22 protein-coding genes are annotated in these 24,588 nt (G+C 53.2%); 20 read left to right on the top strand and 2 right to left on the bottom strand.

Annotated elements, in window-relative coordinates:
* The first annotated feature begins 771 nt into the window (after positions 1–771).
* The 10 genes from GXX34_08710 to GXX34_08755 all read left to right on the top strand — a co-directional run bounded on the left by GXX34_08710 (position 772) and on the right by GXX34_08755 (position 14,480).
* Complete coding sequence (locus tag GXX34_08710; protein HHW07588.1) at positions 772–2,685, top strand: AAA domain-containing protein; 1,914 nt, start codon at positions 772–774, stop codon at positions 2,683–2,685.
* A gap of 7 nt (positions 2,686–2,692) precedes the next feature.
* Positions 2,693–5,209 (top strand): DUF2357 domain-containing protein, encoded by a 2,517-nt coding sequence (locus tag GXX34_08715; GenBank protein HHW07589.1) that lies wholly within the window; start codon positions 2,693–2,695, stop codon positions 5,207–5,209.
* 447 nt (positions 5,210–5,656) lie between these two features.
* Positions 5,657–6,535, top strand: a complete 879-nt coding sequence (gene nifH, locus GXX34_08720; GenBank protein HHW07590.1) for a nitrogenase iron protein — start codon at positions 5,657–5,659, stop codon at positions 6,533–6,535.
* 13 nt (positions 6,536–6,548) lie between these two features.
* The gene (locus tag GXX34_08725) at positions 6,549–7,727 is read left to right on the top strand and encodes a radical SAM protein (GenBank protein ID HHW07591.1); all 1,179 of its coding nucleotides are present in this window, start codon (positions 6,549–6,551) and stop codon (positions 7,725–7,727) included.
* Positions 7,728–7,738: 11 nt separating this feature from the next.
* Positions 7,739–8,671 carry a cysteine synthase A gene (cysK, locus tag GXX34_08730; protein HHW07592.1) on the top strand — a complete coding sequence of 311 codons (933 nt, stop codon included), beginning with the start codon at positions 7,739–7,741 and terminating at the stop codon, positions 8,669–8,671.
* Between the two features lie 16 nt (positions 8,672–8,687).
* Positions 8,688–9,995: a hypothetical protein gene (locus GXX34_08735; GenBank protein ID HHW07593.1), complete on the top strand. Its 1,308-nt coding sequence runs from the start codon at positions 8,688–8,690 to the stop codon at positions 9,993–9,995.
* 11 nt (positions 9,996–10,006) lie between these two features.
* Complete coding sequence (locus GXX34_08740) at positions 10,007–11,524, top strand: nitrogenase iron-molybdenum protein subunit alpha (GenBank protein HHW07594.1); 1,518 nt, start codon at positions 10,007–10,009, stop codon at positions 11,522–11,524.
* A 22-nt stretch (positions 11,525–11,546) separates the two neighbouring features.
* Complete coding sequence (locus GXX34_08745) at positions 11,547–12,617, top strand: ABC transporter substrate-binding protein (protein ID HHW07595.1); 1,071 nt, start codon at positions 11,547–11,549, stop codon at positions 12,615–12,617.
* Positions 12,610–13,707: an ABC transporter permease subunit gene (locus GXX34_08750; protein HHW07596.1), complete on the top strand. Its 1,098-nt coding sequence runs from the start codon at positions 12,610–12,612 to the stop codon at positions 13,705–13,707. Before GXX34_08745 ends, GXX34_08750 begins: the two co-directional genes overlap by 8 nt.
* Entirely contained in the window at positions 13,704–14,480 is a 777-nt protein-coding gene (locus GXX34_08755) for an ABC transporter ATP-binding protein (protein ID HHW07597.1), read from the top strand. Before GXX34_08750 ends, GXX34_08755 begins: the two co-directional genes overlap by 4 nt.
* Before the next feature lie 119 nt (positions 14,481–14,599).
* Here the strand turns inward: GXX34_08755 and GXX34_08760 are convergent, their stop codons facing one another.
* On the bottom strand, positions 14,600–15,685 hold the full coding sequence (locus tag GXX34_08760) for a HigA family addiction module antidote protein (GenBank protein HHW07598.1): 1,086 nt from the start codon (positions 15,683–15,685) through the stop codon (positions 14,600–14,602).
* A complete protein-coding gene (locus GXX34_08765; GenBank protein ID HHW07599.1) occupies positions 15,654–16,001 on the bottom strand; it encodes a hypothetical protein in 348 nt (115 codons plus the stop codon). The genes GXX34_08760 and GXX34_08765 overlap by 32 nt, the downstream gene beginning before the upstream one ends.
* An 888-nt stretch (positions 16,002–16,889) precedes the next feature.
* Between GXX34_08765 and GXX34_08770 the strand changes: the two genes are divergently transcribed.
* The 10 genes from GXX34_08770 to GXX34_08815 form a co-directional block, all read left to right on the top strand.
* Positions 16,890–17,288, top strand: a complete 399-nt coding sequence (locus tag GXX34_08770) for a hypothetical protein (protein HHW07600.1) — start codon at positions 16,890–16,892, stop codon at positions 17,286–17,288.
* Entirely contained in the window at positions 17,266–17,559 is a 294-nt protein-coding gene (locus tag GXX34_08775) for a hypothetical protein (GenBank protein HHW07601.1), read from the top strand. Before GXX34_08770 ends, GXX34_08775 begins: the two co-directional genes overlap by 23 nt.
* A 318-nt stretch (positions 17,560–17,877) precedes the next feature.
* Entirely contained in the window at positions 17,878–18,834 is a 957-nt protein-coding gene (locus tag GXX34_08780; protein ID HHW07602.1) for an ABC transporter permease, read from the top strand.
* Positions 18,824–19,771 (top strand): iron chelate uptake ABC transporter family permease subunit, encoded by a 948-nt coding sequence (locus GXX34_08785; GenBank protein ID HHW07603.1) that lies wholly within the window; start codon positions 18,824–18,826, stop codon positions 19,769–19,771. Before GXX34_08780 ends, GXX34_08785 begins: the two co-directional genes overlap by 11 nt.
* Positions 19,768–20,523 carry an ABC transporter ATP-binding protein gene (locus GXX34_08790; GenBank protein HHW07604.1) on the top strand — a complete coding sequence of 252 codons (756 nt, stop codon included), beginning with the start codon at positions 19,768–19,770 and terminating at the stop codon, positions 20,521–20,523. Before GXX34_08785 ends, GXX34_08790 begins: the two co-directional genes overlap by 4 nt.
* Positions 20,524–20,575: 52 nt before the next feature.
* Positions 20,576–21,535 (top strand): siderophore ABC transporter substrate-binding protein, encoded by a 960-nt coding sequence (locus tag GXX34_08795; protein ID HHW07605.1) that lies wholly within the window; start codon positions 20,576–20,578, stop codon positions 21,533–21,535.
* Between the two features lie 160 nt (positions 21,536–21,695).
* Positions 21,696–22,250, top strand: a complete 555-nt coding sequence (locus tag GXX34_08800; protein HHW07606.1) for a PadR family transcriptional regulator — start codon at positions 21,696–21,698, stop codon at positions 22,248–22,250.
* Complete coding sequence (locus tag GXX34_08805) at positions 22,247–23,854, top strand: flavodoxin family protein (GenBank protein HHW07607.1); 1,608 nt, start codon at positions 22,247–22,249, stop codon at positions 23,852–23,854. Before GXX34_08800 ends, GXX34_08805 begins: the two co-directional genes overlap by 4 nt.
* Before the next feature lie 98 nt (positions 23,855–23,952).
* Positions 23,953–24,381: a hypothetical protein gene (locus GXX34_08810; protein HHW07608.1), complete on the top strand. Its 429-nt coding sequence runs from the start codon at positions 23,953–23,955 to the stop codon at positions 24,379–24,381.
* The coding region (locus GXX34_08815) for a glycerophosphodiester phosphodiesterase (protein ID HHW07609.1) at positions 24,378–24,588 on the top strand (211 nt) is incomplete at its 3' end. The genes GXX34_08810 and GXX34_08815, both read left to right, overlap by 4 nt.

Consider the following 24,588-nt stretch of genomic DNA (forward strand, 5'->3'; position numbering starts at 1 on the left):
AAAGACGCGGCGCCTGCTGCTTAGCAGGTGTTCAATGGGTAGGGCGTTGACGGGAATGGTTTTTCCTGATCGGCGCCCGTTCCTTTTTTTCTGGTTTGATGCTTGGATTTTTTTCTTTAAACGTTTAAACCGCAGCTAATTTCTCCTTGCGATGCCATGGAAACACGGTTGATACAAGAGTTGACACGAAAGACTGAGGAAAACCTGTTCCTCTTAGCTGAACAACCTCCTTCCCTTATTCGCGAATCTGCCGTGGAAGTGCCAAAACAACAGAAGTCAAAAATCAATAGAATGACCCAAAACCGGAGAAGTCGGAAAGCCGCTCCGGTTTTTTGTGCTTATGGGCAGAGACTTTATGGTGTTCACCGTCAAAGCACTGGTGTTACAAATCCAGGGTGCACTGTCAAGAGAATACGGCCCTATCATAGCTAATGCACTGGATTGTTTGGAACTTACGATTGAATTCAGGAATCACAATAATGAATTGCAAGTACGTCACTGCATTACATTCCTGATATGTCTATAGATCAAGGGTGTTGTTCTGTCCAACCTCTGGAAGAACTGCCATATGGTATAATTTAAGCAAATGATGGCGAAAAGCGCGGGGGGTTTGTGGTGGCAGGGTTTGAGCAAACTGTTAACATTGTTGCAAAAAGCCAGGGTTCAGTTTTCGGGTCATGCTGATAGCAAGTACGTGTTTTGGGCAAACCGGGGTATAGTGGTGCTAAGTATCATGGCAGCAATTGCCAAGATGGGGTGGAGGATACGAAAATGTCAATTGCAGAGCTTTTCGACCAAAAGTTTGGGCACAAGCAAACTTCTTATATGATGGTAGCCGTTTTAGCATTACTGGATAACCTTAACCAAGAAGGTGGGGCTTCCATAGATGACGTAGCCACCAGCTTCAAGGCATTTTATCTGGAAAGGCGGAGAAAAGGGAGACAGCCAGAAAGAGATGGGGCGGTCTTGGCGCGAGTGGAAACCTTGTCCGACAGCAAGATTCGAGAAACCATGCTCAAAATGCCGATGCCTGCCTTTCAGGATGTCATTGATGTGGACCAAGCCAGAGGATATTTGTATTTTAAACCAAAGGTTTTGGCGAAGTTGAACTGGAAAACCATCAAAGAATTGCGCAAAGTAGCTTGGAAGCACCTTTATCAGTATTATAAAAACCACTTTCAAAACACGGAATTAACTGTTCAGGATTTAGAAAACTTGCCATTCGGATATGCCGTTTCCGCTGCCGATGTGGCCCGCCTATCGGGACAAAACCAGATGAAGGGTATCCACCCTATAGAAAAAGGGGTCATAATTCTCTGTACTTTGGACGGGGGAGCCTACGCCAACACCTGGTTGGATGAAAACGAAACCATTCTGAAGTATTATTTGGAAGGCCGGATGCAGCCGGATGGCTCGAAAACATATAATGAACAGGCCAAATCCAATATGGCCGTAAGGTTGTCGAAAGAAGAAGGCTATCCCGTTTATGTCTTTACACGCGAGAAGCGGGGGCAGTTATTTCATTTTGAAGGGACCTTTGTTTGTGACAGAGTTGAAGCTGATACCAATGGTGATAAATATTTTGTGTTACGAAGAAAAAGTCGTGACGGAGAAATGACTATCAATGCTCCTCCTGAGAAGGAGTTAATGAGCGTTCCCGAAGTGGTGATACATATTCATAGTTTTGTCCGCGCCAAGGGTTATTCGTTCACCGAGGATTTTATCAAGAATTTGTACTTATCATTAAAAACAAAGCCTTTCGTAATTCTGGCCGGCATCTCAGGTACCGGTAAGAGCAAGGTTTGCCGGCTGCTAGCGGAGGCGGTAGGGGCTACAGCGGAAAATGGGCGTTATACTTTGATTTCTGTGAGACCGGATTGGAATGATAGCACGGATTTGTTAGGATATAGGAACTTGCAGGGGGAGTTTGTGGCAGGACCGTTAACGAAAGTGATCGAAGCTGCCTTGGACAATCCTAGCTATCCCTATTTTGTGTGTTTGGATGAAATGAACCTGTCCCGGGTGGAATATTACTTTAGCGATTTTTTAAGCATTATCGAATCCCGCGAATTGCGGGGAGATAGAATTGTTAGTCTTCCCATTGATTTGCAGCTGGGCGAGGACCGAAAGCTGTACTTCCCCGAAAATCTTTATGTTATCGGTACGGTTAACATGGATGAGACTACCCATTCCTTTAGTCGTAAAGTCTTGGATCGGGCCAACACCATAGAGCTGACGGATATTGACTTAGGTATTCTGCCGGATGTGCAAGATGACATAGCACCTCTGGAACTCACCAATGAGTATTTTCGCAGTGATTACATACGCTTGAAAGATTGCGTGGTCGGTAATGAGGAATTTCTTCAAGAAAAAATAAGAATTCTGGAGGACATCAACAAAATCATTTCCCCCTGCGGCTTTCAGGTGGGCTACCGGGTGCGGGATGAGTTTTGCTTTTACTTGCTTTATAACCACCAATGGAAATTGTTGCCGGAAGACCGAGCGATAGATTTTCAGATTATGCAAAAGATATTGCCCCGCCTTCAGGGCAACCACTATCGGTTGGAAAACGTCTTAGAAGAACTTATGGATTTCTGTCAAGACCGTTATCCCCTGAGCTACAAAAAGCTGGATTTTATGCTTGGGAGGCTGCAGAGCGATGGGTTCACCTCGTTCTGGCCGTAATACAACTTTGTTGCGCATTGAGACCTCAGATTTTGTTGTTACCATTAAAGGCCCTCATAAGAACGACACCGTGGAAGCATTCAGGTTACATCAGGATGAGCAGGGGAAACTGCTGGGAGCGCACTTAAGAGTTATTCCTGAGGCAAAAACCGAAGTCGTCGATCCGGACCGGGGATTAGTGCCTTATCGTGGAGAGCCCATAACTCCGGTCTTTTTTGAGCAGACGCATTATGAATTACTTTTGCAACGGAAAGAAGGCTGTACTAAACATTTGCGCGTGGAGCATGTTAACCCGGAGCTGCGAGAAGCCCTAAGCCCTGTTGACCCTAATGGAGGTCTGCAATCGGGAATCATCAACTTTCAGGACGAGGTAGGTTTCTCTCAATTTGAGATATGGGATGACGAGCAGCGGCTCCTAGCCTTTGAGATAGAGGTTTATCCTAGTAAGCTGGATTACCGTAAAGATTACCACCGGCTGCTGCAAGAGGTAACGGAGGAGATCTATAATTTAGCTTTCAGTTTTTTGGGCCGCACGAGCATCTATGCGCGCCTCCAAAAGCAACAGGAGCCTTCCCCGGCAGAATTTTATGCTATCTTCAAAATTCTATGGGAACAGCTGAGCCGGGCATTAGAGTATGTGAAAGCGCAACCCCACCACAGAATTGTTTCCGCTCAGGAGATTTTACCCCCGGAAAAAGTCAAGGGCGGAAGGCCAAAGGCAGCTTTATGGTTGATGAAGCGTCCCTATCTTCTCGACGTGAATCCGAATGGCCTGTTGTCCCTGAGGGAGAAAGCGTTTACTCCTAGACGGTTGCCGGATCACAGAAAATATTTGACCTTTAATACTTATGAGAACCAGTTCTTGAAGTGGATGTTAAAGCAATTAGAATTAAGATTGCGCCAATTTGCCGCATATGGCCGGAGGCTCAAAATTGATGAGCGGGTCATAGCGGAAGTGGACCGAGCGTGGCATTATCTGCGGCGGTATGCGCGACATCCCTTCTTAGAAAATGTGGGGGAGCTAAAAAGAGTAGAACATTCCTCCTTGGTAATGCAAATGGCAGTCGGTTATCGTGACGTGTATCGTTATTACCTGATGCTGACGAAGGGGCTGAATATCCTGGCGGATATTTTCTCAATATCGCTTAAGGGTATGGCTGAGCTGTATGAGTACTGGTGTTTCTTGAAGATAAATGCCCTCCTGCGCAAGAAATACGAATTAACCGGTCACAATATCATTGCTGTGGACCGAACCGGCTTGGTTCTGAATCTAAAAAAGGGCAAAGAATCAACGATGGAGTATCTCAACCCTCTTAGCGGTGAGCGTTTCAGCATTAGTTACAATCGCTTTTATACCGACCTGCCGACTGTTAGCCAGAAGCCCGACAGTGTGCTGCAGCTGGAAAAGAAGGGTTCCCGAAGCAAATATCTCTACATCTTTGATGCTAAATACCGCCTCTGCGTTGACAAGGAGTACATCGAGAAATTCCACCAAGCCGGTCCTCCGGAGGACACCATCAATGCTATGCACCGTTACCGGGATGCCATCATACACGCTCATCCGGACTTGAGCCGGGAGGTATTTGGGGCCTTTGTGCTGTTTCCCCATAATGATGAACGGGCATACGCCGGCTTGTTAGGAGGAAAACCGTCGAAGTTTTATACCAGCATACAACAAGTTGGCATCGGTGCGTTACCGTTCTTGCCGGGGCAGACCATGTTGGTGGAACGCTTACTGGATGAACTCATCCTAGAAGGCCCGGACAGTGCTTTCGAGCGGGCCGTGGTGCAGGACGGTACGGCCGAATATTTTTCCCGCGCCTATAAGCGGAATGTGTTGATTGGCCCGCTTCGTACCAAGGAGCAGTTGGATGTCTGCTTGAGCCATAGGATATACTACACGTACCTTGACAAGGTACAAAAGTATTTGAGTGACCTAGAATACGTAGCCTTGTATCAATCAAAACGGTTATTCCGCGATAAAGACCAGCAGGGCATCATGCGTTATGGCCGGATAAAAAACTACACCATTTTGCCGAGAAAAGACATTCGGGAGGCGCCCGGTGGTACCTCGCCTCATAAACTGGCAGTCCGATTTGAAATTGAACAATGGCAAGAATTAAGCCCGCGTATTGAGCCGGGTGGCTACGGACCGCAGGGGCCGCAAAGGACCACTTGGGAGCTGTTGCATGTGGCGTCCATATATCCCGAACTGCATCTGACGGAACAGGAAGTGCGCCTGTGGCGGGAACTGCGCCGCTTTGAGAGGTGCCGAAGGGTAGAATTTCCCAAACAAGAAATTGACGAAAGCGAAGTGATGGTCTCCATGGAATTTGCCGGGCTGGCCATAAGAAATGCCGGACCCCACCATTTTGAAGTGGAAGTCCCTGGCGAGAAGAAACTATACAATTACAGCGATCTAAATAAGAGCCCGGGAAAGATTCTACGGGAGATCATTCTTTTGTGGCAGGGAAGTGCAAGCAAGGGAACTCAAGATGAAGTAACGGAGGAAGCCGGCGCATGAAAAATGGAGGCATTGAAGACGCAAAACAGGAAAACATACTAACCAGATATGTAATAAAAATATTTTTCCGGAAGGTATTGACAAATGGATGAACATCAGGCAAAATGACTCATACAAAGCATATATGTTTGCTATGCAACATGCGAACCGAAGCTTTCCAGCCGCCGGCTGGGAAGCGGCGGGAACGATATCATGGGGGAGGTTGAAACGATGCAAAGAGCCGGCATGGGTATCACCGGATATGTGATGGCTGAGTGCTGTTGCTACTGTAACGGCGTTTGTTGTCGTGCCTTCATACCGGTGGTCCGCATGGGCGTGCTCTAGCTAGGTGGCTTGTATCGATTTGAAGCCAGGCGTTTGGATACCGGTATGGAGTGGTATCCAAACGCTTTTTTTGTAGGGTAAAACATAGTAAATATATATGTATTATAAAAGGAGGTAAACCGGATGGCCAAGAAACTCAAGCAAATTGCCATTTACGGCAAAGGGGGCATCGGGAAGTCCACCACTACCAGCAATCTCAGCGCCGCCCTTTCCAAGTTGGGCTACAAAGTCATGCAGTTTGGCTGTGATCCCAAGGCCGACAGCACCAACACCCTCCGGGGAGGCTCATATATTCCCACGGTCCTGGACACCCTGCGGGAAAAAGGAACGGTTAAGGCGCAGGATGTGATCTTCCAAGGCTTCAACGGCATCTACTGCGTGGAAGCGGGGGGCCCCGCCCCGGGGGTGGGCTGCGCCGGCCGGGGCATCATCACCGCGGTAGAACTCTTCAAGCAGCAACGGGTCTTTGAAGAGCTGGACCTGGACTTTGTCATCTACGACGTTTTGGGGGACGTGGTCTGCGGCGGTTTCGCCATGCCCATCCGGGAGGGCATCGCCCAGCACGTTTTCACCGTCTCCAGCGGTGATTTCATGTCCATTTACGCCAGCAACAACTTGTTCAAGGGAATTAAGAAATACAGCCACTCCGGGGGAGCGTTGCTGGGCGGTATTATCGCCAACTCCGTCAACCAGGGCTATGCCCGGGAGATCGTGGATGACTTTGCCCGGCGCACGAAAACGCAGATCATCCAGTACATCCCCCGCTCCATCACCGTCACCCAGTCGGAGCTGCAGGGTAAGACCACCATTGAAGCGGCCCCGGACAGTGAACAGGCCAAGGTGTACCTGCAACTGGCGGAGCGGATTGCCGCCCACGAGGAAAGTACGGTGCCGTCTCCTTTGGAGTTAGAGGAGCTGCGGGCCTGGGCGGCATCCTGGAGCGATAAGCTCCTGCAGTTGGAAACTGGGGTGGTCGTCGGCGGGGAGCAAGCGGGCATTTGACGAGGAGGATAACATGAGAATTGCTTTTGCATCCAACGACGGGGTCTTTGTGGCCCAGCATTTCGGGCATGCGCGCCGGTTTGTCATCGCGGAAATAGACGAAAAAACCTACGATTACGCCATCATCGACATCCGGGAGAACGATCCCCCCTGCCGGGTGGGGGAGCATGACGAGGTGAAGTTTGAAAACACCGTGGGCCTTATTTCCGATTGCCGGGTTCTCTTTGCGGTGAAGGTGGGGAATTTGGCCAAAAGCAGGCTGCAGCTGGCCGGTGTCTCCGTCTTGGAGAAACCGGGGTTCATTGAGGACCTGCTGCAGGAGTACATCCGGTATCTCCGGCGGCCGCTTCTGGGAAGGTGGAAAAGGCGGGACCTGATGGACGATCATCCTTGCTTTTCCGCCAAGGCCCACAACACCAGAGGGCGGCTGCACCTGCCCGTCAGTCCCACCTGCAACATCCGGTGCCGCTTCTGCGTGCGCAAGCAAAACGCCTCGGAAAACCGGCCGGGGGTGGCGGCGGGCTTGATCAAGCCGGAGGAGGCGGTGGAGGTGGTGCAAAGGGCCTTGACCCTCTGCCCGGAGATCTCCGTGGTAGGCATCGCCGGACCGGGGGATACCCTCGCCAGCCCCCATGCCGTGGAAACCTTCCGCCGGGTCCATGCCGCGTACCCGGAGCTCATCAAGTGCCTCTCCACCAACGGGCTGGAACTGCCGGGGAAAGCCTCGCTCCTTTGGGAAGTAGGGGTGCGCACTATCACGGTGACGGTCAACGCGGTGGCACCGGAGGTGTTGGAGCAAGTGGTGGCCTGGGTGAAAGGCGGCCGGGATTTGATCGCCGCCCAACTCACCGGCATTGAGGAATGTGCGGCCCTGGGCATGCTGGTAAAGGTCAATACGGTGCTTATCCCCGGCATCAACGATAAGCACATCGCTGCCATTGCCAAAGCGGTCAAAGCTGCCGGGGCTGAGCGGCAAAACATCATCCCCCTCATTCCCCAAGGGGAGTTGCGAGACACCCCGCCGCCCACTTGCGAGGAGATTGAGCGGGCCCGGCAGGAAGCGGGGCAATACATCGAGCAGTTCCGGCACTGCCAGCACTGCCGGGCTGACGCCTGCGGCATCCCGGGGCTTAGCGATTTATCCCGGGAGCTTTATGCCGGGCGAGAACTGGAGACTTTTTCCCATGGATAAGGAGGAAAATTATGAAGTTTGTTAACAGTTTGACGGAGCTAATCGGGAACACGCCCCTTTTGCGTCCCAACAATTACCTGCAAGCTCACAATCTAGCGGGGGCGGAGGTGCTGTTGAAGCTGGAATATTTTAACCCCCTCGGCAGCGTGAAGGACCGCATTGCTTACTCCATGATCGTCGCGGCGGAGGCCCAGGGGAAGCTGACCAAGGGCACCACCATCATCGAGCCCACCAGCGGCAACACGGGTATCGGCGTGGCTTTCGTGGCGGCGGCCCGGGGTTACCGGGTGATTTTGACCATGCCGGAAACCATGAGCGTAGAGCGCCGCAATCTTTTAAAGGCCCTCGGGGCCGAGTTAGTGTTGACTCCAGGAACTGAGGGCATGAAAGGTGCCGTGCGGCGGGCGGAAGAGCTTCACGCCCAGATACCGGACAGCATTATCCTACAGCAGTTTGACAACCCGGCCAATCCGGAGATCCACCACCGGACCACGGCGGAAGAAATCTGGGCCGATACCGGCGGTACAGTGGATATTTTCGTGGCGGGAGTGGGTACCGGCGGCACGGTGACCGGGGTGGGCCGCAATCTCAAGGCCAAAAACCCCAATATCCGCATTGTCGCCGTGGAGCCCTACGAGTCCCCGGTCTTGTCGGGCGGGCAGCCGGGCCCCCACTTCATCCAGGGTATCGGCGCGGGATTTGTGCCGCGCGTGTATGATGAGACGGTAGTGGATGAAGTGTTCACCGTGCGGGCCCAAGAGGCCATCGAGACGTCCCGGGAACTGGCCCGCACCGAGGGGCTCTTGGTGGGGATTTCCTCGGGGGCGGCGGCTTTTGCCGCCACCGCCATCGCCCGCCGGGCGGAAAACCGGGGAAAGCGCATCGTTGCCATCCTGCCCGACACGGGCGAGCGCTATCTCTCCACCGTTCTATACCAGTACTGAGGGGAGGACGAGGAAAATGTCAAGTTTTTTGGAGCGACCTAGGACCGCCTGTGCCCTGGGCGGGGCCCTGGCGGTGATCGGCAACCTGCCGGAGGTCATCCCGGTAGTGCACACGAGCCTCGGGTGCGGCGGCAATTTGCATAACGCCCTCGCTTTCGGGAGCGGTTACCTGGGAGGCGGGTACTGCAACGGGGCTCAAACCCCGGCCAGCGGGGTCACGGAGACGGAGATTGTCTTCGGCGGCGTAGAGCGTTTGCGGGAACAGATTAAAAGCACCCTGGAGCTCATGGACGGCCGTCTTTATGTGGTCTGCACCGGGTGCATGACGGAAATGATCGGCGATGACACGGAGGGGGTGGTCAGCGATTTCCAGGAGGAGGGCTATCCCGTGATCGCCGTCAGCACCCCTAGTTTCAAGGGAGACAGCTATTACGGTTACGAAATCGCTCTGGACGGCATCTTTAACCGGTACCTGCCGCAAGCGGCGGCAAAGAACCCGAAGCTGGTGAATCTCTTTGGGCTGGTGCCGGGTTATGATCCCTTCTTCCGGGGAGACCTGGAGGAGATCGCCAGGCTATTGACGGAGCTGGGGCTGGAAGTGAATACCTTCTTTACCCCGGACCAGACCTTCGCCAACGTGCTGTCCGCGCCGCAAGCAGCCCTCAACATTGTGCTGTCCCGGGTGCGGGGGGTGGATTTCGCTAAAAGATTTGAGGCCAGGCACGGAACCCCTTACCTGGTTACCGATTTGCCCATCGGGCCCGAGGCCACGGACCGGTTCTTGACGGCAGTAGCCGAGCGGTTCGGCTTGGACCCCACCCCGGTCATCGAAAAGGGCAACCGGGAATTCTACGGTTACTTCGCCCGGGCCGCAGATGCTTTCTGTGACCAGGACCTGAAGTTCTACTTCATCACGGTCACCAATGCCACCTATGCCCTCCCCCTGGCCCATTACCTCAAAACGGAGCTGGGCTGGGTGCCGGCGGACTGCTTTGTCACCGACAGCCTCACGGAGGAGGAGAAAGGGGCCCTGGCCGGTGACATCCCCCTCACTTTTGCCACCGGGGTGCAGGAAATCGCGCGGCTCATTAATCTACGGCACCCCCGCTACCGGGGCCAGCGCTATTTTGATGATTTGTCGCCCCTTTACATCGTCGGGAGCAGTTTAGAGAAAAGAACGGCCCAGGCCCGGGGAGCGCGGCACTTGTCCGTGAGCTTTCCCGTTTACGACCGGCTGATCACCGATCGCGGTTACGCGGGCTACCGCGGCGGACTGCACTTATTTGAGGATTTGATCGGGCAGATTATGTCCGTGAAACCATAGGAGGTGCTTTCATGAGTTATTACGAACAAGGCGTGCCGCCGGTGCGAGACACCAGGCTTCAGATTGGAGACGCCTACGCCGGTCACGCCGCCGACCTGGTGCGCTGCGCCCGGGAAGGGTGCCTGCTCCTCAAGGGGCGCAGCTTTTGGCAGGCCGGTTCCTGCCAGATGGCTTTGACTCTCATGATGGCCACTACAGTGGAGAACTCCGTCATCGTGCTGCATGCCCCGGGGGGATGCGGGGCCTACCTGCACCAGATTTCCTTTCAAGCGGCGAAAGGGTGGAGGCAGCGGGGCAAAGCGGTACCACCCGTACCCTGGCTGACCACCAACCTCACGGAAGCGGATGTCATCGGCGGCGGGGAAAAGAAACTGCGGGAAACCATCGAGTACGCGGACCGGGAGTTTCGCCCCGAGATCATCTTCGTGGTGGTCACCTGCGCCCCCAGCATCATCGGCGATGACGTGGAGGAGGTGATCCGGCAGGTCCGGTCCACGGTGTCCGCGGAGGTGGTCAGTCTACACTGCGCCGGTTTCCGCACCCGGGTGGTGGCCAGCGCCTATGACGCCTTTTACCACGGCCTCCTGCGGGGTTTGGAGTTGTCCCCAAAGCCCTGGGTGGATTTCCGTCCTTTAAACCCTCATCTTGCGGAAAACGAACTGGCGGAGAAGCAGTACCGGTATCAAAAAAGCCGTACGGTAAATGTCTGGAACGCCACCAGTATCGGTCCTCAGGATGAGCGGGAAGTGGAGCGGTTGCTGAAGGCCCTGGGACTGAAGGTGCGGTTTTATGCCGAATACTCTTCCCGGGACGAACTGCGGCAGGTGACGGAGGCGGCCTTGAACGTCAGCCTGTGCAACGTCCATGACGATTACATGCTGAAATACCTGCAGGAGAAGTTCGGCATGCCCTATGTGATTGCCGGCATGCCCGTGGGATTCCGGCATACCAGGCACTGGTTGCGGCAAATCGCGGCCCATTTCGGTCTGGAAGAGGAAGCGACCCGCCTGGCGGACTACGAGGAGAGGCTCGCGCGGGAGGCCATGGAGCCCTGGCTGGCGCAGGTGCAAGGCAAACGAGTGCTAATCTGCGGCGGTGTGGTGCGGGCCGGGGCGGAAGCGACGGCTCTGGCGGAGCTGGGCTTTGAGGTGATTGGCATCCGGACCTACCATTACGACGAAGGGGCGGAGCCGGTCATGGCAGAGGTGGCGGCGGCCTTGGGGGAAACGCCGGTGACGGTGAGCAACCAGATGTTTGAGTTAACCCACCAGATCAAGACCTTGAAGCCGGACCTGGTGATCTCCCATAACGGCACCCAGGGGTATATCGCCAAGCTGGGGGTCCCGTCCATCCAGCTCTTCGACGTGGACCGGGTGTTCTTCGGGTACACGGGCTTATACCAGATCCTGCGGCGGATTGTGTTCGAGCTGAAAAACACTTCCTACCGGGAAAGACTGGCCCGGCACGTTAAGCTGCCGTATAAGCAGGGTTTCTTTGAAGGGGACACCTTCAAGTATATTAAAGACTAAAACCGAAAAGGAGAGGAAGAGTATGAAGCGTTTCCTGATCCTCCTGTGGGTCCTTGGCATGTTGGTGGGGCTAACCGCCTGCGGCGGGACGGCGCAAAACACAGGGGATACCCCGCCGCCGGCACCGGCGGTAGAAACGCCCAAAACCCAGGCAGAGTTGGAGGAAGAAGCCTGGCGGCAAGAGCCCGCTTACGGCACCACCCTGCATATCGGGTATAACGGTTCCCTCTGCCAGGTCGGCATTGCCATAGCGTATCTGAAAGGTTTCTTTGCCGAGGAAGGGTTAGACGCGGAACTCACCAGGTCCGGGGACGGCACCCAGGAAGCCGTCAGCGCGGCTCTGGCCGGCGGCAAGATTGACACCACGGCGGGGATGATCGCCGGGTGGCTGAAACCCGTCACCGAGGGCATTGACCTGCGCTTCACCGTGGGGCTGCATACCGGCTGCTCCTCGGCCTTTGTGCTGACGGACTCGGATATCACCAAGTTTGAGGAAGGGCAAACGGTGGGCTTCGGCGGCGGTATCGGCGGTGTTTACCACAACATCGGTCTGGTCTTTGCCGCCCGGGAAGGTTTTACCAAGGACCAGCTGATTTGGAAGGACTTCGGTGATGCCTCGGCCCTGTTGGGTGTACTGCAAAACGGGGACGCCGACGTGGTCATTGTGTCCGACCAGATCGCGGAGAAATGGGTGAAAGAGGGGCTGGTGCGGCGGATCTATTCCCAGCACGAAGGGAAATTCGCCGATGACGCTTGCTGCGTGCTGGCCATTCGCGGTGATTTCTACGATGCCAACCCCATTACCTCCAAGAAAATCAGCCGCGCTATTTATAAAGCCTCCAAGTGGGTGGATGCCAGCGAGGAAAACAAGCGAGAAGCCGCCCAACTGCTCCTGGAGCAGGGCTACATTTCCGGCACCGTGGATTATGCCGTGGAGTTATTGAAAATGTTCAAGTTCGGCCTCGATACCGCCACGGCGGAAAGGTCCATTTACACGGCGGTAGACGAATACAAGCAGCTTGGCATTATTGACCCCGATATCAACGTGGAGGACGTGAAAAAGCAAATCTGGAGGCCTCTTGATCTTGAATAAGAATATCCTTTCCGCACCGCCGGTTCCGGCGGTGCGGAAAGGGATAAAGGAAGATGCCGGTATGAATGGTAATTTGACCGCTTGGGAATTGAGACAATTGGAAGCCAAACCGCAGTCAGCACAAGCCCGGTTAGTTAACCGCTTGATCAGTCTTTTACCCGTCCTGTCAGCTTTGCTGGTGCTCTTAAACTATAAGCTGGTACCCAACAAAAAGGTGATGATCGCCTTTCGCCCCTATGAACCGACTAATCTCTACGCCTATTTTATCGGAGTTTTCCTGGTTGCTTTCACCTGTATGTTCATCATCTCGCTCTTTTCGCCCAAGTTCTATGAAAAGTGGCGCAGCGCCTCGCCCCTGTTGACGGCGGTGTTCTTGCTTCTCTTTGCTTACGACTGCGCCACCATCAAATTGAGGCTGCTCCATGCCACCTATTTCCCGGCCATCGACGATGTTTTGCATGCCCTCGTGAGTGAGCGGGAGCTGCTCTGGGTTAACTTCTGCCACTCGGTGGTGCTATTGTTCACCGGCTATTTGTCCGGCGCGGCGGCGGGGCTCCTCTGCGGTATCCTGGGCGGGTATTTCAAAACGGCCCGGTACTGGATCCTGCCGCTGGTAAGGGTCTTAGGGCCCATCCCGGCTAACACCTGGCTACCCGTGATCCTGGTGCTGCCGTTTATCTCCCTGTTCCAAGGGGCGGTGTTCATGATCGCCCTCGGGGTGTGGTACCCCGTGACCATGACCACCATGAACGGTGTCATCAACATCCCGGTGCACAATTACGAAGTAGCCAAGACTTTCGGCGTGAGCAAGTGGAAAATGCTTTATCAGATCGCCATCCCGGCGGCTTCACCCTTCATCTTTCAAGGCTTAACTCAGGGCATGGGCATTGCCTGTACGGTACTTTTGATTGCGGAGATGATGGGGGTGGAGGCCGGCGTGGGCTGGTACATCAACTGGCAGCGGGGTTACGCCGAGTTTGACAAGGTCTATGCCGCCATCATCATTCTTTGCTTAACCTTTTTTGCGGTGAATGCCATTTTGAATGCGGTGAAGAAAAGAGCTCTCCGCTGGCGGGAGGATAAGCTATGAGCGCTAAGATTAGGATCGAGAATGTCACGAAGATTTTCCCCAAGCAAACGGAAGAAGGGACTATCACGGCTCTGGAAAACATCAACTTGGAGATTGAGGAAGGTGAATTTGTCTCGCTCCTTGGGGCCAGCGGTTGCGGCAAGTCCACTTTGCTGCGGATCATGGCCGGGTTGGAAGTGCCCACCCTGGGGCAGGTCTGGTTTAACGGGGAGAAAGTGGAGGGCCCCAGTCCCAAACGGGGATTAGTTTTCCAAGAACATTCCCTCTTTGCCTGGCTGACGGTCCGGCAGAACATTGAGTTTGCCTTGAAAGCCACCAAAAAGTACGAAGGCAGGGCCCAGGTGGATCAATGGCTGGAAATGGTGGGGCTAAAGGACTTTGCCAACAACTTTCCCCATCAATTGTCCGGGGGGATGCGGCAAAGAGCCGCCCTGGTGCGAGCCCTGGCGGTCTCGCCGGAAGCTTTGATGCTGGATGAACCGTTAGGGGCTTTAGACAGTTTTACCCGGATGAACCTGCAGGACGAGTTAATCCGCCTCTGGCAGGAGCGGGGCAACACGATGATTATGGTCACCCACGACGTAGACGAGGCCATTTACCTGAGCCGCCGGATTGTGATCATGTCCCCCCGCCCGGGCCGGGTGGCGAAGATCCTCGAGGTGCCCATGAGCTATCCCCGCAACCGGGCCCAGGGAGATTTCACCGCCCTGCGCACCCAGATCCTGAAATTCATGAATTTTGCCCAGGATCTTCAGGAAGAGTATACGATATGAGCAGGCTTTTTGCCCTTCATGCCCTAGGAATGTGCTTCCAAGAACATTCCTAGGGTATTTTGGTGATTGGCCGGCTGGGTGGTTCGGCCAGCGAAGAAGTCGACGGAAATGGCGACTTTTCATAACTCATACTTGATTTTTTCCGAGGAGTAGTGATTGTAGGGAAGGCGCCGTTCTTTGTGCAACCGTCCAATAAGAATAAACGGAGGGATATTTTCTTCAGCACAAAAAAGCTTGATATGGGTTAGTGAGTAGTTTCCTTTGTGCACAAATTCAGCGTACCTCTCCGGAGTAATTAATGTGTTGGCCGCAAAATCATCGGCTTTGTCTTCAGCATCGCTGTTTATCAAATCATCATAGTCAATTAACCGGTCATCAACATCTCCGTTGATAATGTGCCCGATTTCATGGAAAAATGTGAACCAAAAAACATCGGCAAATTTATGCCTATTGGTCATGATTAAACTCAAGGAATCATCGTTGTTTTTTTTGATCAGACCCTGAACCGGCGCACCCCTAAAGTGTTTAACGATCGCAAATTTAATGCCGCATTCAGCGAGCAAAGCCGTTAGCCTGACTTGGATTTCAGCAAAACTGGCAAACATCAATTCTTTGATTCTGGGTATTTTCCGTTTCAACTGATCTATATCCAGTTTTTGTTCAATTTGTTGGCTTTCCATTAGCAAATCACACATTCGCAGCCAGGTGAACAAGACGAAGGGGTCCACATTCACGGCAGTGGCTAAGCGATAAGCGCCGGTTTGAGATACGGCCGGGATTTGGGTCAAATTACTGACGTTAAGTAGCTTTCTTAGCTGGACCACAAGTATTGCTCCATGGGCTTCCAGTTCTAGAAATCCTAGTTCTTTCAGGTATTCGATGATATGGGTCAATCTTTTTAGAATATTGACCTCTTCCTGTGAAATTCGGTTGAAATCTTCAAAATCTGCCAGTTCTTTGTCATAGTTGGCCTGCAGATTAATCCAAAAGCTGGCATCAATCCCTAACGCGTATTCTAGTTTCTTGGCAAGTGAAACAGAGATAGCCTTTTGGCCATTAATCACATTGCTGATATATGCTTCAGTTAAGCCAACTCTGGCGGCCAGTTCTTTCTGGCTCATTTTTCGGTCTTCTAGAATCTCTCTCAACGTTTCGCCTGGATGAATAATCAATTCAAGGGATAAGCCATTCATGTTTTGAGCCATGATAATCCATCACCCCCTTAATAATGACAGAATCACAATTCTGGAAAGATCTAAGGTCGAAGCTTTCTACAATGGGCTTCACGATAAGTCTTATTTGACCTGAAACACTAATTCCAAAATATCCTTTGAGATTACCAGTAAGTGGATGAGGTTTGCCAAGGCCGGTGTCCAGATATATAGCGAAATTGTCAGCAGCCTTCAATTGATCACATCGTTTTTTGATGCTTTTGGTTAAATCTTTTCCAATTTTCCTCTGCATTAACTCAAAATCGCCGAAATATTTTTGTACGGCTTGACTTTCGTATTGGAACTTCACACCAGGCATCGCCACCCCATTTTATGGCTAAATTGAATTAACCAATTGGTTAATAACATTATACGCCAGTAGTGGCGAGCTGGCAACATGGCGCAGAAAAAAACTTCTCTAGGAAGAGTCCATATGAAGTATTCAATATTGTGAGCCTCCTGGTATTGCTGGCTTAATCTTCAACCCATGGATCTGCTGGGTCTGGGCGGGACCGGGACGGGAATTGAGGGGTTAATTACGAGCGGGTGGTTAATAGCAAACAAAGTCGCCGGCGTTTTGGGATAAATAGTTCTTGCAAGTCCTGTTTCCAGCAGTTTAGTAGCGGCTTGAAACAGCTTTTGTGCGCCCGGCAGGGGCTGGCTTAGGGGTGAAAGTCCCGAAGGGCGAAGGTAGCAGTAGCCGTAGCTTAAGACAAGGGTATCCGTCGTGAGGCGGAAACTGAAAGAAGTCGGCGGCAAACCTCCGGCCCGACGAACAGGAACCACATAAGAGGCTAGCAGCAGTTGGATGAGCTTGCAGAACAAAGCAAAGTCCTTGCTACCAAAGGCTGCCGAGAGTAGATGTGGCGGGTAGATGGAGGGAAAGACAGCGCCCTTACCCCAGGAGGTCTGCCGGTAACGCCGGTGGTACCGGTAACCCAGACTGAGAAGTCTGGCTGGACCGGTAGAAGTCAGCAGAGGCCATAGTAGCCGGTAGAGACGTCAAACCGGTGAAGGGCCGAATACGAAGCGAGGGATGGACTTGGTAAGTTCGAGAGATACGCAGAGACAGCAGAAAACCCCATACGGGGCCTGCCGTAGGGAGGAAGCGGTGAATACGCAGGGGACCTATGGAGGGCCGAGTGTACCTCCGGCACAAACCAAGACCCCATCCCGCGGATGCGATGATAACCGCTTGATGGAGAAGGCGCTGGACAGGAAGAATCTCCTGCCGGCTCTACGACGGGTAGAGGAGAACAAAGGCGCTCCCGGGGTTGACGGAGTAACGGTAAAAGAACTTCGTGACTACATACGGGAGCATTGGGCTAGAATTGAGCAAGAACTCCTTAAGGGAACCTACCAGCCCCAACCGGTGCGCCGGGTCGAAATCCCGAAACCCAGCGGCGGGACAAGGCTGTTAGGCATTCCCACCGTCATGGACCGCCTTATCCAGCAAGCCCTCCTGCAAGTACTGACCCCTATCTTCGACCCCGAGTTTTCGCCGTTCAGTTACGGATTTAGACCCGGACGGCGAGGACACGATGCGGTGAGACAGGTGAGGAAGTGCGGATTGGATAAGCTATTATGCCTTAGCTGAAACACCCAGCAAGTTTCAAGAACTCGAGGGGTGGCTGAAGAGAAGAGTAAGAATGTGTGTCTGGAAGCAATGGAAGCGCATCCGGACCCGGTACCGTGAACTGAGGGCGCTGGGTCTACCTGAGAAAGCAGTACATCTCATGGCCAATGCCCGCAAAGGGCCATGGCGCATGTCTCAGGTATTAAACAGTGCCCTGGACACCGCTTATTGGCAGCGCCAGGGCCTCATGAGTTTCACTGCACGTTATCATCAAATTCGTCAAGCTTGGTGAACCGCCGTATACCGAACGGTACGTACGGTGGTGTGAGAGGACGGGGGTTAATCGCCCCCTCCTACTCGATTTTTTGCCTCCCGGTACGGGTTGGTGGCAGAACCGGGCAGCCGGGACCTCTTGGTGGCGGCGCCGTGCCGGGAATTGGTTGTAAACTCCCTACAAGGAGGTGTTGACAGGTCAGCCGGGGTAGGTTATTATTATGAATAAGTTAGATATATCTAACAAAATTAGATTAATTGAATATTATTTGTGGACACTAACATTCTGAAGGGGGTGAGCAGTTTCTTCCCTTTTAGAGGAAGAACGGGGCACACCATGAGATTGAGATACCTGGTGGTTTTACTGGTCGCGTTATCCCTGACCTCCCTTTTCGTGGGAGTCAGTCCAATATCTCCCTGGGACATATTCAGTTTATCGGAAAAACAAGTACAGACCCTGGTCATCAGCCGCCTGCCCCGGCTGCTTAGCATTATCCTGGCGGGTTCGGGCTTAAGCATCGCCGGTTTAATTATGCAGCAGTTGAGCCGTAACAAGTTCGTCTCACCCACCACTGCCGGGACCATGGATGCCGCCAGCCTGGGCATTTTGGTGGCCATCCTGGTATTTCCGGAAGCGGGCCTCATGGAAAAACTGGTGATTGCTTTTGGCTTTGCCCTCGCCGGGTCCCTGCTCTTCATGCAGGTGCTGGAAAGGGTGAGATACCGGGAGACCATTCTCATTCCCCTGGTGGGGCTGATGTTCGGCAACATCACCGGTTCCGTGACGGCTTTCTTCGCCTACAAGCACAACCTGATCCAAACGGTCAACACCTGGTTGCACGGGGATTTCTCCGGTATTCTAAAAGGACGCTACGAACTGCTGTACCTCGGTGTACCCCTCATGGTGCTGGCCTATCTTTACGCCGACCGCTTTACCGTGGCTGGCCTGGGGGAGGATTTCGCCACCAACCTGGGGCTTAATTACCGGCAGGTGGTTCACGTGGGCCTTGTCATCGTGGCTTTGGTGACGGCGGTGGTGGTGCTCACGGTGGGCATGCTGCCTTTTCTGGGGCTGATCGTTCCCAATATCGTCACCATGTATCGCGGGGACAATTTGAAAGGCAGCTTGCCCCACGCGGCGGTGCTGGGAGCGGTTTTTGTGCTGGGCTGCGATATTGCCGGCAGGCTCCTCATCTTTCCTTACGAGATTTCCATCGGGATGATGGTGGGGGTCATCGGCAGCGGTTTGTTCCTGTACTTGTTGTTAAGGAGAATGTGGGCTCATGAAACATAAGCGGGTGTTATGGATTCTGGCAGCACTGGCCGCGGCACTGGTCATTATTTACCTGGTCATCGACGTGGGCGGTCATTGGGATTACGCTCTCCCCCGCCGCGGTAGAAAAATCATGGCTATCCTACTTACCGGGAGCGCCGTGGCTTTTTCTACCGTGGTTTTTCAAACGATCATCAACAACCGGATCTTAACCCCGGCGATTATGGGTTTGGATTCCCTCTACTTGCTGCTGCAAACGGCCATTGTCTTTCTGGCCGGTTCCGAGACCCTGACCATGATGAACAAGCAGCTGCATTTTGTCATCAATGTGGGCTTAATGATCCTTTTTGCCGGGTTGTTATATAAGCTCCTGTTCCGCCGGGAGAACCAAAACATCTACTTTTTATTGCTGCTGGGGATTATCTGCGGTACCTTTTTCCAGAACGCGGCGTCTTTTATGCAAGTGTTAATCGATCCCAATGAATTCCTGGTGGTCCAGGACCGGATGTTTGCCAGCGTCAACAATGTCAATGGCGATCTCTTATGGATGGCTGGTGCCGGGATGATAGCGGTCGTCTGGTTTTGCCGGCCTAATCTTCAATACCTGGACGTACTGGGTCTCGGCCGGGATCAGGCCGTGAATTTAGGGGTCAATTACGAGGGGGTGGTGAAACAGCTGTTGGTGCTGGTGGCCATTTTGACCGCCATAGCCACCGCCTTGGTGGGACCGATTACTTTCTTGGGCTTGCTGGTGGCCAATACGGCTTACCGGCTCCTGCCGACCCATCGCCATGGGTACATCATTCCCGCGGCCATACTGATCAGCTGTATCGCCCTGGTGGGCGGGCAATTGCTGGTAGAGCGGGTCTTCACTTTCAAAACCACCCTCAGCGTGGTCATCAATTTCCTCGGGGGAATCTTTTTCATTTACCTGGTGTTAAAGGAGAGTCGGTTATGATCAGGATACAAAATGTGACCAAGCGTTACGGCAGCAAGGTCGTAGTGGATCGTGTGTCCCTGGACATTGAAAAAGGGAAGATTACTTCCCTCATCGGGGCCAACGGGGCGGGCAAGAGTACCCTGCTGGCCATGATGAGCCGCTTGCTCGGCAAGGATGAAGGTCAGATCTTCGTGGAAGGTAAGGAAATCGGTGCCTACGACAGCAATGAGCTGGCTAAAAAGCTGTCGATCCTTAAACAGTCCAATCACCTCAACATCCGCTTGACGGTGAAGGACCTGGTGAGCTTCGGCCGGTTCCCCTATGCCAAAGGGCGCCTGACGCAAGAAGACCGGGACCATGTCCACCAGGCCATTGCCTACCTGGAACTGGAGGATGTAGCCCACAAGTACCTGGACCAGTTGAGCGGCGGCCAAAGGCAGCGAGCCTTTATCGCCATGGTGCTGGCCCAGGACACGGATTACATCCTCCTAGACGAGCCTTTGAATAATCTTGATATGAAGCACTCCGCCCAGATCATGAAAATCCTGCGGCGGCTGGTGGACGAACTGGGCAAGACCATGGTCATCGTCCTCCATGATATTAATTTTGCTTCTTTTTATTCCGATACCATTGTGGCCATGAAGGACGGCAGGATTGTCAAGGAGGGACAAACGGATGCAATGATGGATTCCCGGGTGTTGGAGCATGTGTATGAAATGAATATACCTATTCAAATGGTAAACGGCCGTCGCCTGGCCGTGTATTTCTAAAATGATGATATAAGGAGTGGTAGAGTTGAAGAAGCTTATTTCATTAGTACTTATGCTCGGCTTAGCCTTGTTCAGTGCCGCGTGCAGCTCCACCGGGTCCTCGGGCGGTCAGACCGAAGCGGCCAATCCCTCTTCTGACGGCAATGCCGCGGCGGTAGAGACCGGCGGGCCGGAGACCGTGAAAGTGGTCCACCAGTTGGGGGAAACCGAAGTGATCAAGAACCCGCAAACGGTGGTGGTCTTTGACTTCGGCAGCCTGGATACTCTGGACAAACTGGGCGTGAAGGTAAAGGGCTTGCCCAAGAGCCAGGTGCCCAGCTACCTGTCCCATTACAATTCCGACGCTTATGAAAACGCCGGGGGCTTAATGGAACCGGATTTTGAAGCCATTAACGCCATGAAGCCGGACTTGATTATCATTTCCGCCAGGCAGTTAGACATGTATGAGGAGTTTGCGAGCATTGCTCCCACTATTTATCTCGGCGTGGACAATACCCGCTACATGGAATCCTTTAAAGCCAACGCCGAAACCCTGGGCAAGATTTTCGGCAAGGAGGCGGAGGTGAAGGAGGAGTTGGAGAAAATAGACAACGTCGTGGCGGAACTCAGGGAGAAGGCGGCTGACGCCGGTGACAAGAAGGGTTTGATTGTGCTCACCACCGGCGGGAAAGTGAGCGCTTACGGGCCCGGTTCCCGTTTCGGGGTCATTCACGATGTGTTCGGCATTAAGCCCGTGGATGAAAACATTGAGGTCTCCACCCACGGCATGAGCATCTCTTTCGAGTACATTGCCGAGAAGAACCCGGACTACCTGTTCGTCGTGGACCGGGATGCGGTGGTGGCCGGCCAAGCGGCGGCTAGGGAGGTGATGGAAAACGACCTGGTGAAGAACACCAAAGCTTACCAAGATGGGAAGATTATCTACCTGGATCCTAACTACTGGTACCTGTCCGGTGGCGGATTAATCTCCGTCAGCGCCATGGTGAACGAAGTCGCCTCCGTTTTTGAATAAACAACTCGTTCCAAGTCCTGTTTCCAGCCGTTTAATAACGGCTGGAAACAGGTTTTTTTATAACCACGGCGGGCCTGGCTGCGGGAGCGGAACAAACCATTGACAATATTATATAAGTGTAATAATATAATAATTAAATATTATAAAAGGGGAATATGGGATGTCGTTAAAATTCGGCTTATTGGGACTCTTGAACTACGGTAAGATGACCGGCTATGAATTAGACAAAGCTTTCAAGGAATCCCTCCATTTCTTCTGGCAGGCCCAAACCAGCCAGGTTTACCGGGAACTGAACGCCATGGAAAAGGAAGGCTGGCTCACTTCAGAGCTGGTGTACCAGGAGGGAAAGCCAAATAAAAAGGTTTATGCCATTACGGAGCAAGGCAGAGCGGCCCTACACCGGTGGCTGTCTGAGGAAGATACCGGGGGAGCGTTCCCCGTGCGCAGTGCTTTTTTGATGAAAATCTTCTTTGCCGGGGAAGTCAGCCGGGAAAAGGCCATATCCATGCTGGAGGATTATAAGGAAAAGTGCCTCGCCAGTTTGGAAGCCCTAAAGGACACGGCCCGAAGCATCCATCACTACAGCCAGCTGGTGCCGGATCGGGAAAAGGCCGTCTACTGGCAGGCTACGGCCAACTTCGGGCGTCATTACTACGAAATGTGTGTGCGCTGGGCGGAGGAAACCATCAAAACGCTGGAGGGCAGTGACCTATGAAGGTTCTGGTTTTGAACGGCAGCCCCAGAGGGGAGAAGAGCAATACCCTGAAACTCACGGAAGCTTTTCTGGAGGGGTTAACCGGCTCGCGACCCGTTACCTGGGATATAGTCCACGTCTACCAAAAAAACATCGGGCATTGCCGGGGTTGCTTCCACTGCTGGACGAAAACGCCGGGGCAATGTGTCCTCCGGGACGATATGGATTATTTGCGAGAACAATATCTCGCTGCGGACCTCATCATCTGGAGTTTTCCCTTGTACTACCTGGGCATGCCTTCCAAGATCAAGGCTTTTCTTGATCGCTTGCTTCCATTAAACTTACCATTCATTGAAGTCAGGGATGACGGCAGTTGTCTGCATCCGGCCCGCTATGATTTGTCAGGGCAACAACATGTCTTGATTTCCACTTGTGGTTTCTGCTCTACCGAACACAATTATGAGCCTCTCATCAGCCAATTTGAGCTGCTTTTTGGAGACCGGCTGACTCAGATTTGCTGCCCGGAAGGGGAATTATTCAGCATACCTCAATTACGAGCCAGAACTTCGGAGTATTTGGCTTTCGTCAAAGAAGCGGGAAGGGAGTACGGGAGACAAGGGGCCATTTCCCCGGAAACCCGGCAGAAACTGGCGGAGCTGCTGTACCCGCCTGAGGTTTTCCTGGAAATGGCTAACGCCAGTTGGGGCATTCAAGAAGCAGGCTCGTGCACCGGCCCTGCCGAGGCATCCTACCGGCTGTTAAAGCAGATGGCAGCTTTATACAATCCAAAAAGCTTCGCAGGAAAGGAAATTGTCATTGAGATCCATTTTACCGATATCCCAAAAACTTACCAGCTCCGCTTGGGTCCGGAGAAATGTACCCTGTACACGGGTGATTTTATCCCCTATACCACCCGGATAGAGACAACTTATACCACTTGGGTGCAAATCTCCGAAGGAAAGCTCCAGGGCGCCGCGGCCATGATGAAGGGGCAATTTAAAGTGGCCGGGGATTTTGATACCATGTTGAAATGGGATGATTTCTTCGGCACCAATAAGGCTCTTGCCGGGCAACCGGATAAGCAGGGCAGGAAAACCAACATGCTGCTGCTCCTTCTACCCTGGCTCCTTTTATGGGCGCTGCTGCCTGTTGAGGAAACTTGGGGCAGTGTGGCGGCTGTTTTGACCTGTGCTTTGCTCCCGGCTCTTTCCGGGCTTTGGCGGACCACACCTTATGAAAAAGGGAGTATTATTCTGGTGACGGCTATTGGGGTCTTGGGATTGCTGCAGGTGGATCGGACTGTTTTGGTCTGCATGTCTTATCTATTGTGCGGGCTCATGTGGCTGGCTTCCGTGGCTGCCGGTATTCCTTTGTCAGCCTTTTATTCCGCCGACCGGTATGGTGGAGAAGCAGCTTTTCAGAATCCCTTATTTCTGAAAACAAATCGCATGCTCACGGGAGCCTGGGGAGTAGTTTTTTTGATTCTCGCCCTGGGAAACTTCTTTCTGCTTTCCGGTTCTGCCGCGGCATATTCAGGTCTCATCAGTGCCGGCCTTTCTGCCCTAATGGGTTTGTTTACCAACCGGTTCTCCAAATGGTATCCCGCCTGGGTGGCCAGGGCTTGATGGTCTTTCTGCTTGCCTGGCAGGGAGTTGGGAATATTTTGGCGAATTTGGCCTTTAGCCGGAGGCAAACATAGATTGAAGATGAAGGGGTGGATGCCATGGCTAAGAAAAGGCTGCTTTGGACCGTCGTGATTCTTGCCGTGCTGGTGGTGGGGCTCAATTTGCTGGTGGGCTTTGCCAGGGATGTGGAACCGGTGGAACCGGAGCGCATTGCATGGTTAGAGAACACCCTTATTATGCACAGGGGCTTTCATGACAACAACCAGAGCATCCCGGAGAATTCCCTGGCGGCTTTTGCCGCGGCTGTCGAGGGCGGCTACATCATCGAGTTGGATGTGTCCATGACCAAAGACAAGCAGCTGGTGGTGTTCCACGACAAGAAGCTGAAGCGGGTCTTCGGGGTGGATAAGTACCTGAGCGAAGTCACCTACGAGGAGCTGTCCCAGTATCGCCTTTTTGACACGGAGGAAAGGGTGCCTCTGTTTCGCGAGGTACTGGATTTCGTAGACGGCGGGTGCCCCTTTTGATTGAGATTAAGAACGAAGGGACCGTGGGGGAGATGGAAAGACTCGTCTACCTGGAGCTGCAGGATTACGAAGGCCCGTACGCCATCCAGTCCTTCAATCCTTTTACCCTGAAGTGGTTCCGGGAGAACGCCCCGGAAGTCCTGCGGGGCCAGCTGTCAGGCAGTTTCATCGTCAGTGATTACGAGGTGGAGTACGCGGGAACGACCC

It is taken from the genome of Clostridia bacterium (assembly GCA_012840125.1).
Taxonomy (GTDB): Bacteria; Bacillota; DULZ01; order DULZ01; family DULZ01; genus DULZ01.

What these genes read in the sequence shown, in the direction of transcription:
- GXX34_08800 (HHW07606.1), top strand. Translation starts at nt 21,696, where the DNA reads ATGTCGTTAAAATTCGGCTTATTGGGACTCTTGAACTACGGTAAGATG.
- GXX34_08745 (HHW07595.1), top strand. Translation starts at nt 11,547, where the DNA reads ATGAAGCGTTTCCTGATCCTCCTGTGGGTCCTTGGCATGTTGGTGGGG.
- GXX34_08740 (HHW07594.1), top strand. Translation starts at nt 10,007, where the DNA reads ATGAGTTATTACGAACAAGGCGTGCCGCCGGTGCGAGACACCAGGCTT.
- GXX34_08785 (HHW07603.1), top strand. Translation starts at nt 18,824, where the DNA reads ATGAAACATAAGCGGGTGTTATGGATTCTGGCAGCACTGGCCGCGGCA.
- cysK (HHW07592.1), top strand. Translation starts at nt 7,739, where the DNA reads ATGAAGTTTGTTAACAGTTTGACGGAGCTAATCGGGAACACGCCCCTT.
- GXX34_08810 (HHW07608.1), top strand. Translation starts at nt 23,953, where the DNA reads ATGGCTAAGAAAAGGCTGCTTTGGACCGTCGTGATTCTTGCCGTGCTG.
- GXX34_08780 (HHW07602.1), top strand. Translation starts at nt 17,878, where the DNA reads ATGAGATTGAGATACCTGGTGGTTTTACTGGTCGCGTTATCCCTGACC.
- GXX34_08760 (HHW07598.1), bottom strand. Translation starts at nt 15,685, where the DNA reads ATGGCTCAAAACATGAATGGCTTATCCCTTGAATTGATTATTCATCCA.
- GXX34_08770 (HHW07600.1), top strand. Translation starts at nt 16,890, where the DNA reads ATGGAGAAGGCGCTGGACAGGAAGAATCTCCTGCCGGCTCTACGACGG.
- GXX34_08735 (HHW07593.1), top strand. Translation starts at nt 8,688, where the DNA reads ATGTCAAGTTTTTTGGAGCGACCTAGGACCGCCTGTGCCCTGGGCGGG.
- GXX34_08795 (HHW07605.1), top strand. Translation starts at nt 20,576, where the DNA reads ATGCTCGGCTTAGCCTTGTTCAGTGCCGCGTGCAGCTCCACCGGGTCC.
- GXX34_08725 (HHW07591.1), top strand. Translation starts at nt 6,549, where the DNA reads ATGAGAATTGCTTTTGCATCCAACGACGGGGTCTTTGTGGCCCAGCAT.
- GXX34_08755 (HHW07597.1), top strand. Translation starts at nt 13,704, where the DNA reads ATGAGCGCTAAGATTAGGATCGAGAATGTCACGAAGATTTTCCCCAAG.
- GXX34_08790 (HHW07604.1), top strand. Translation starts at nt 19,768, where the DNA reads ATGATCAGGATACAAAATGTGACCAAGCGTTACGGCAGCAAGGTCGTA.
- nifH (HHW07590.1), top strand. Translation starts at nt 5,657, where the DNA reads ATGGCCAAGAAACTCAAGCAAATTGCCATTTACGGCAAAGGGGGCATC.
- GXX34_08710 (HHW07588.1), top strand. Translation starts at nt 772, where the DNA reads ATGTCAATTGCAGAGCTTTTCGACCAAAAGTTTGGGCACAAGCAAACT.
- GXX34_08805 (HHW07607.1), top strand. Translation starts at nt 22,247, where the DNA reads ATGAAGGTTCTGGTTTTGAACGGCAGCCCCAGAGGGGAGAAGAGCAAT.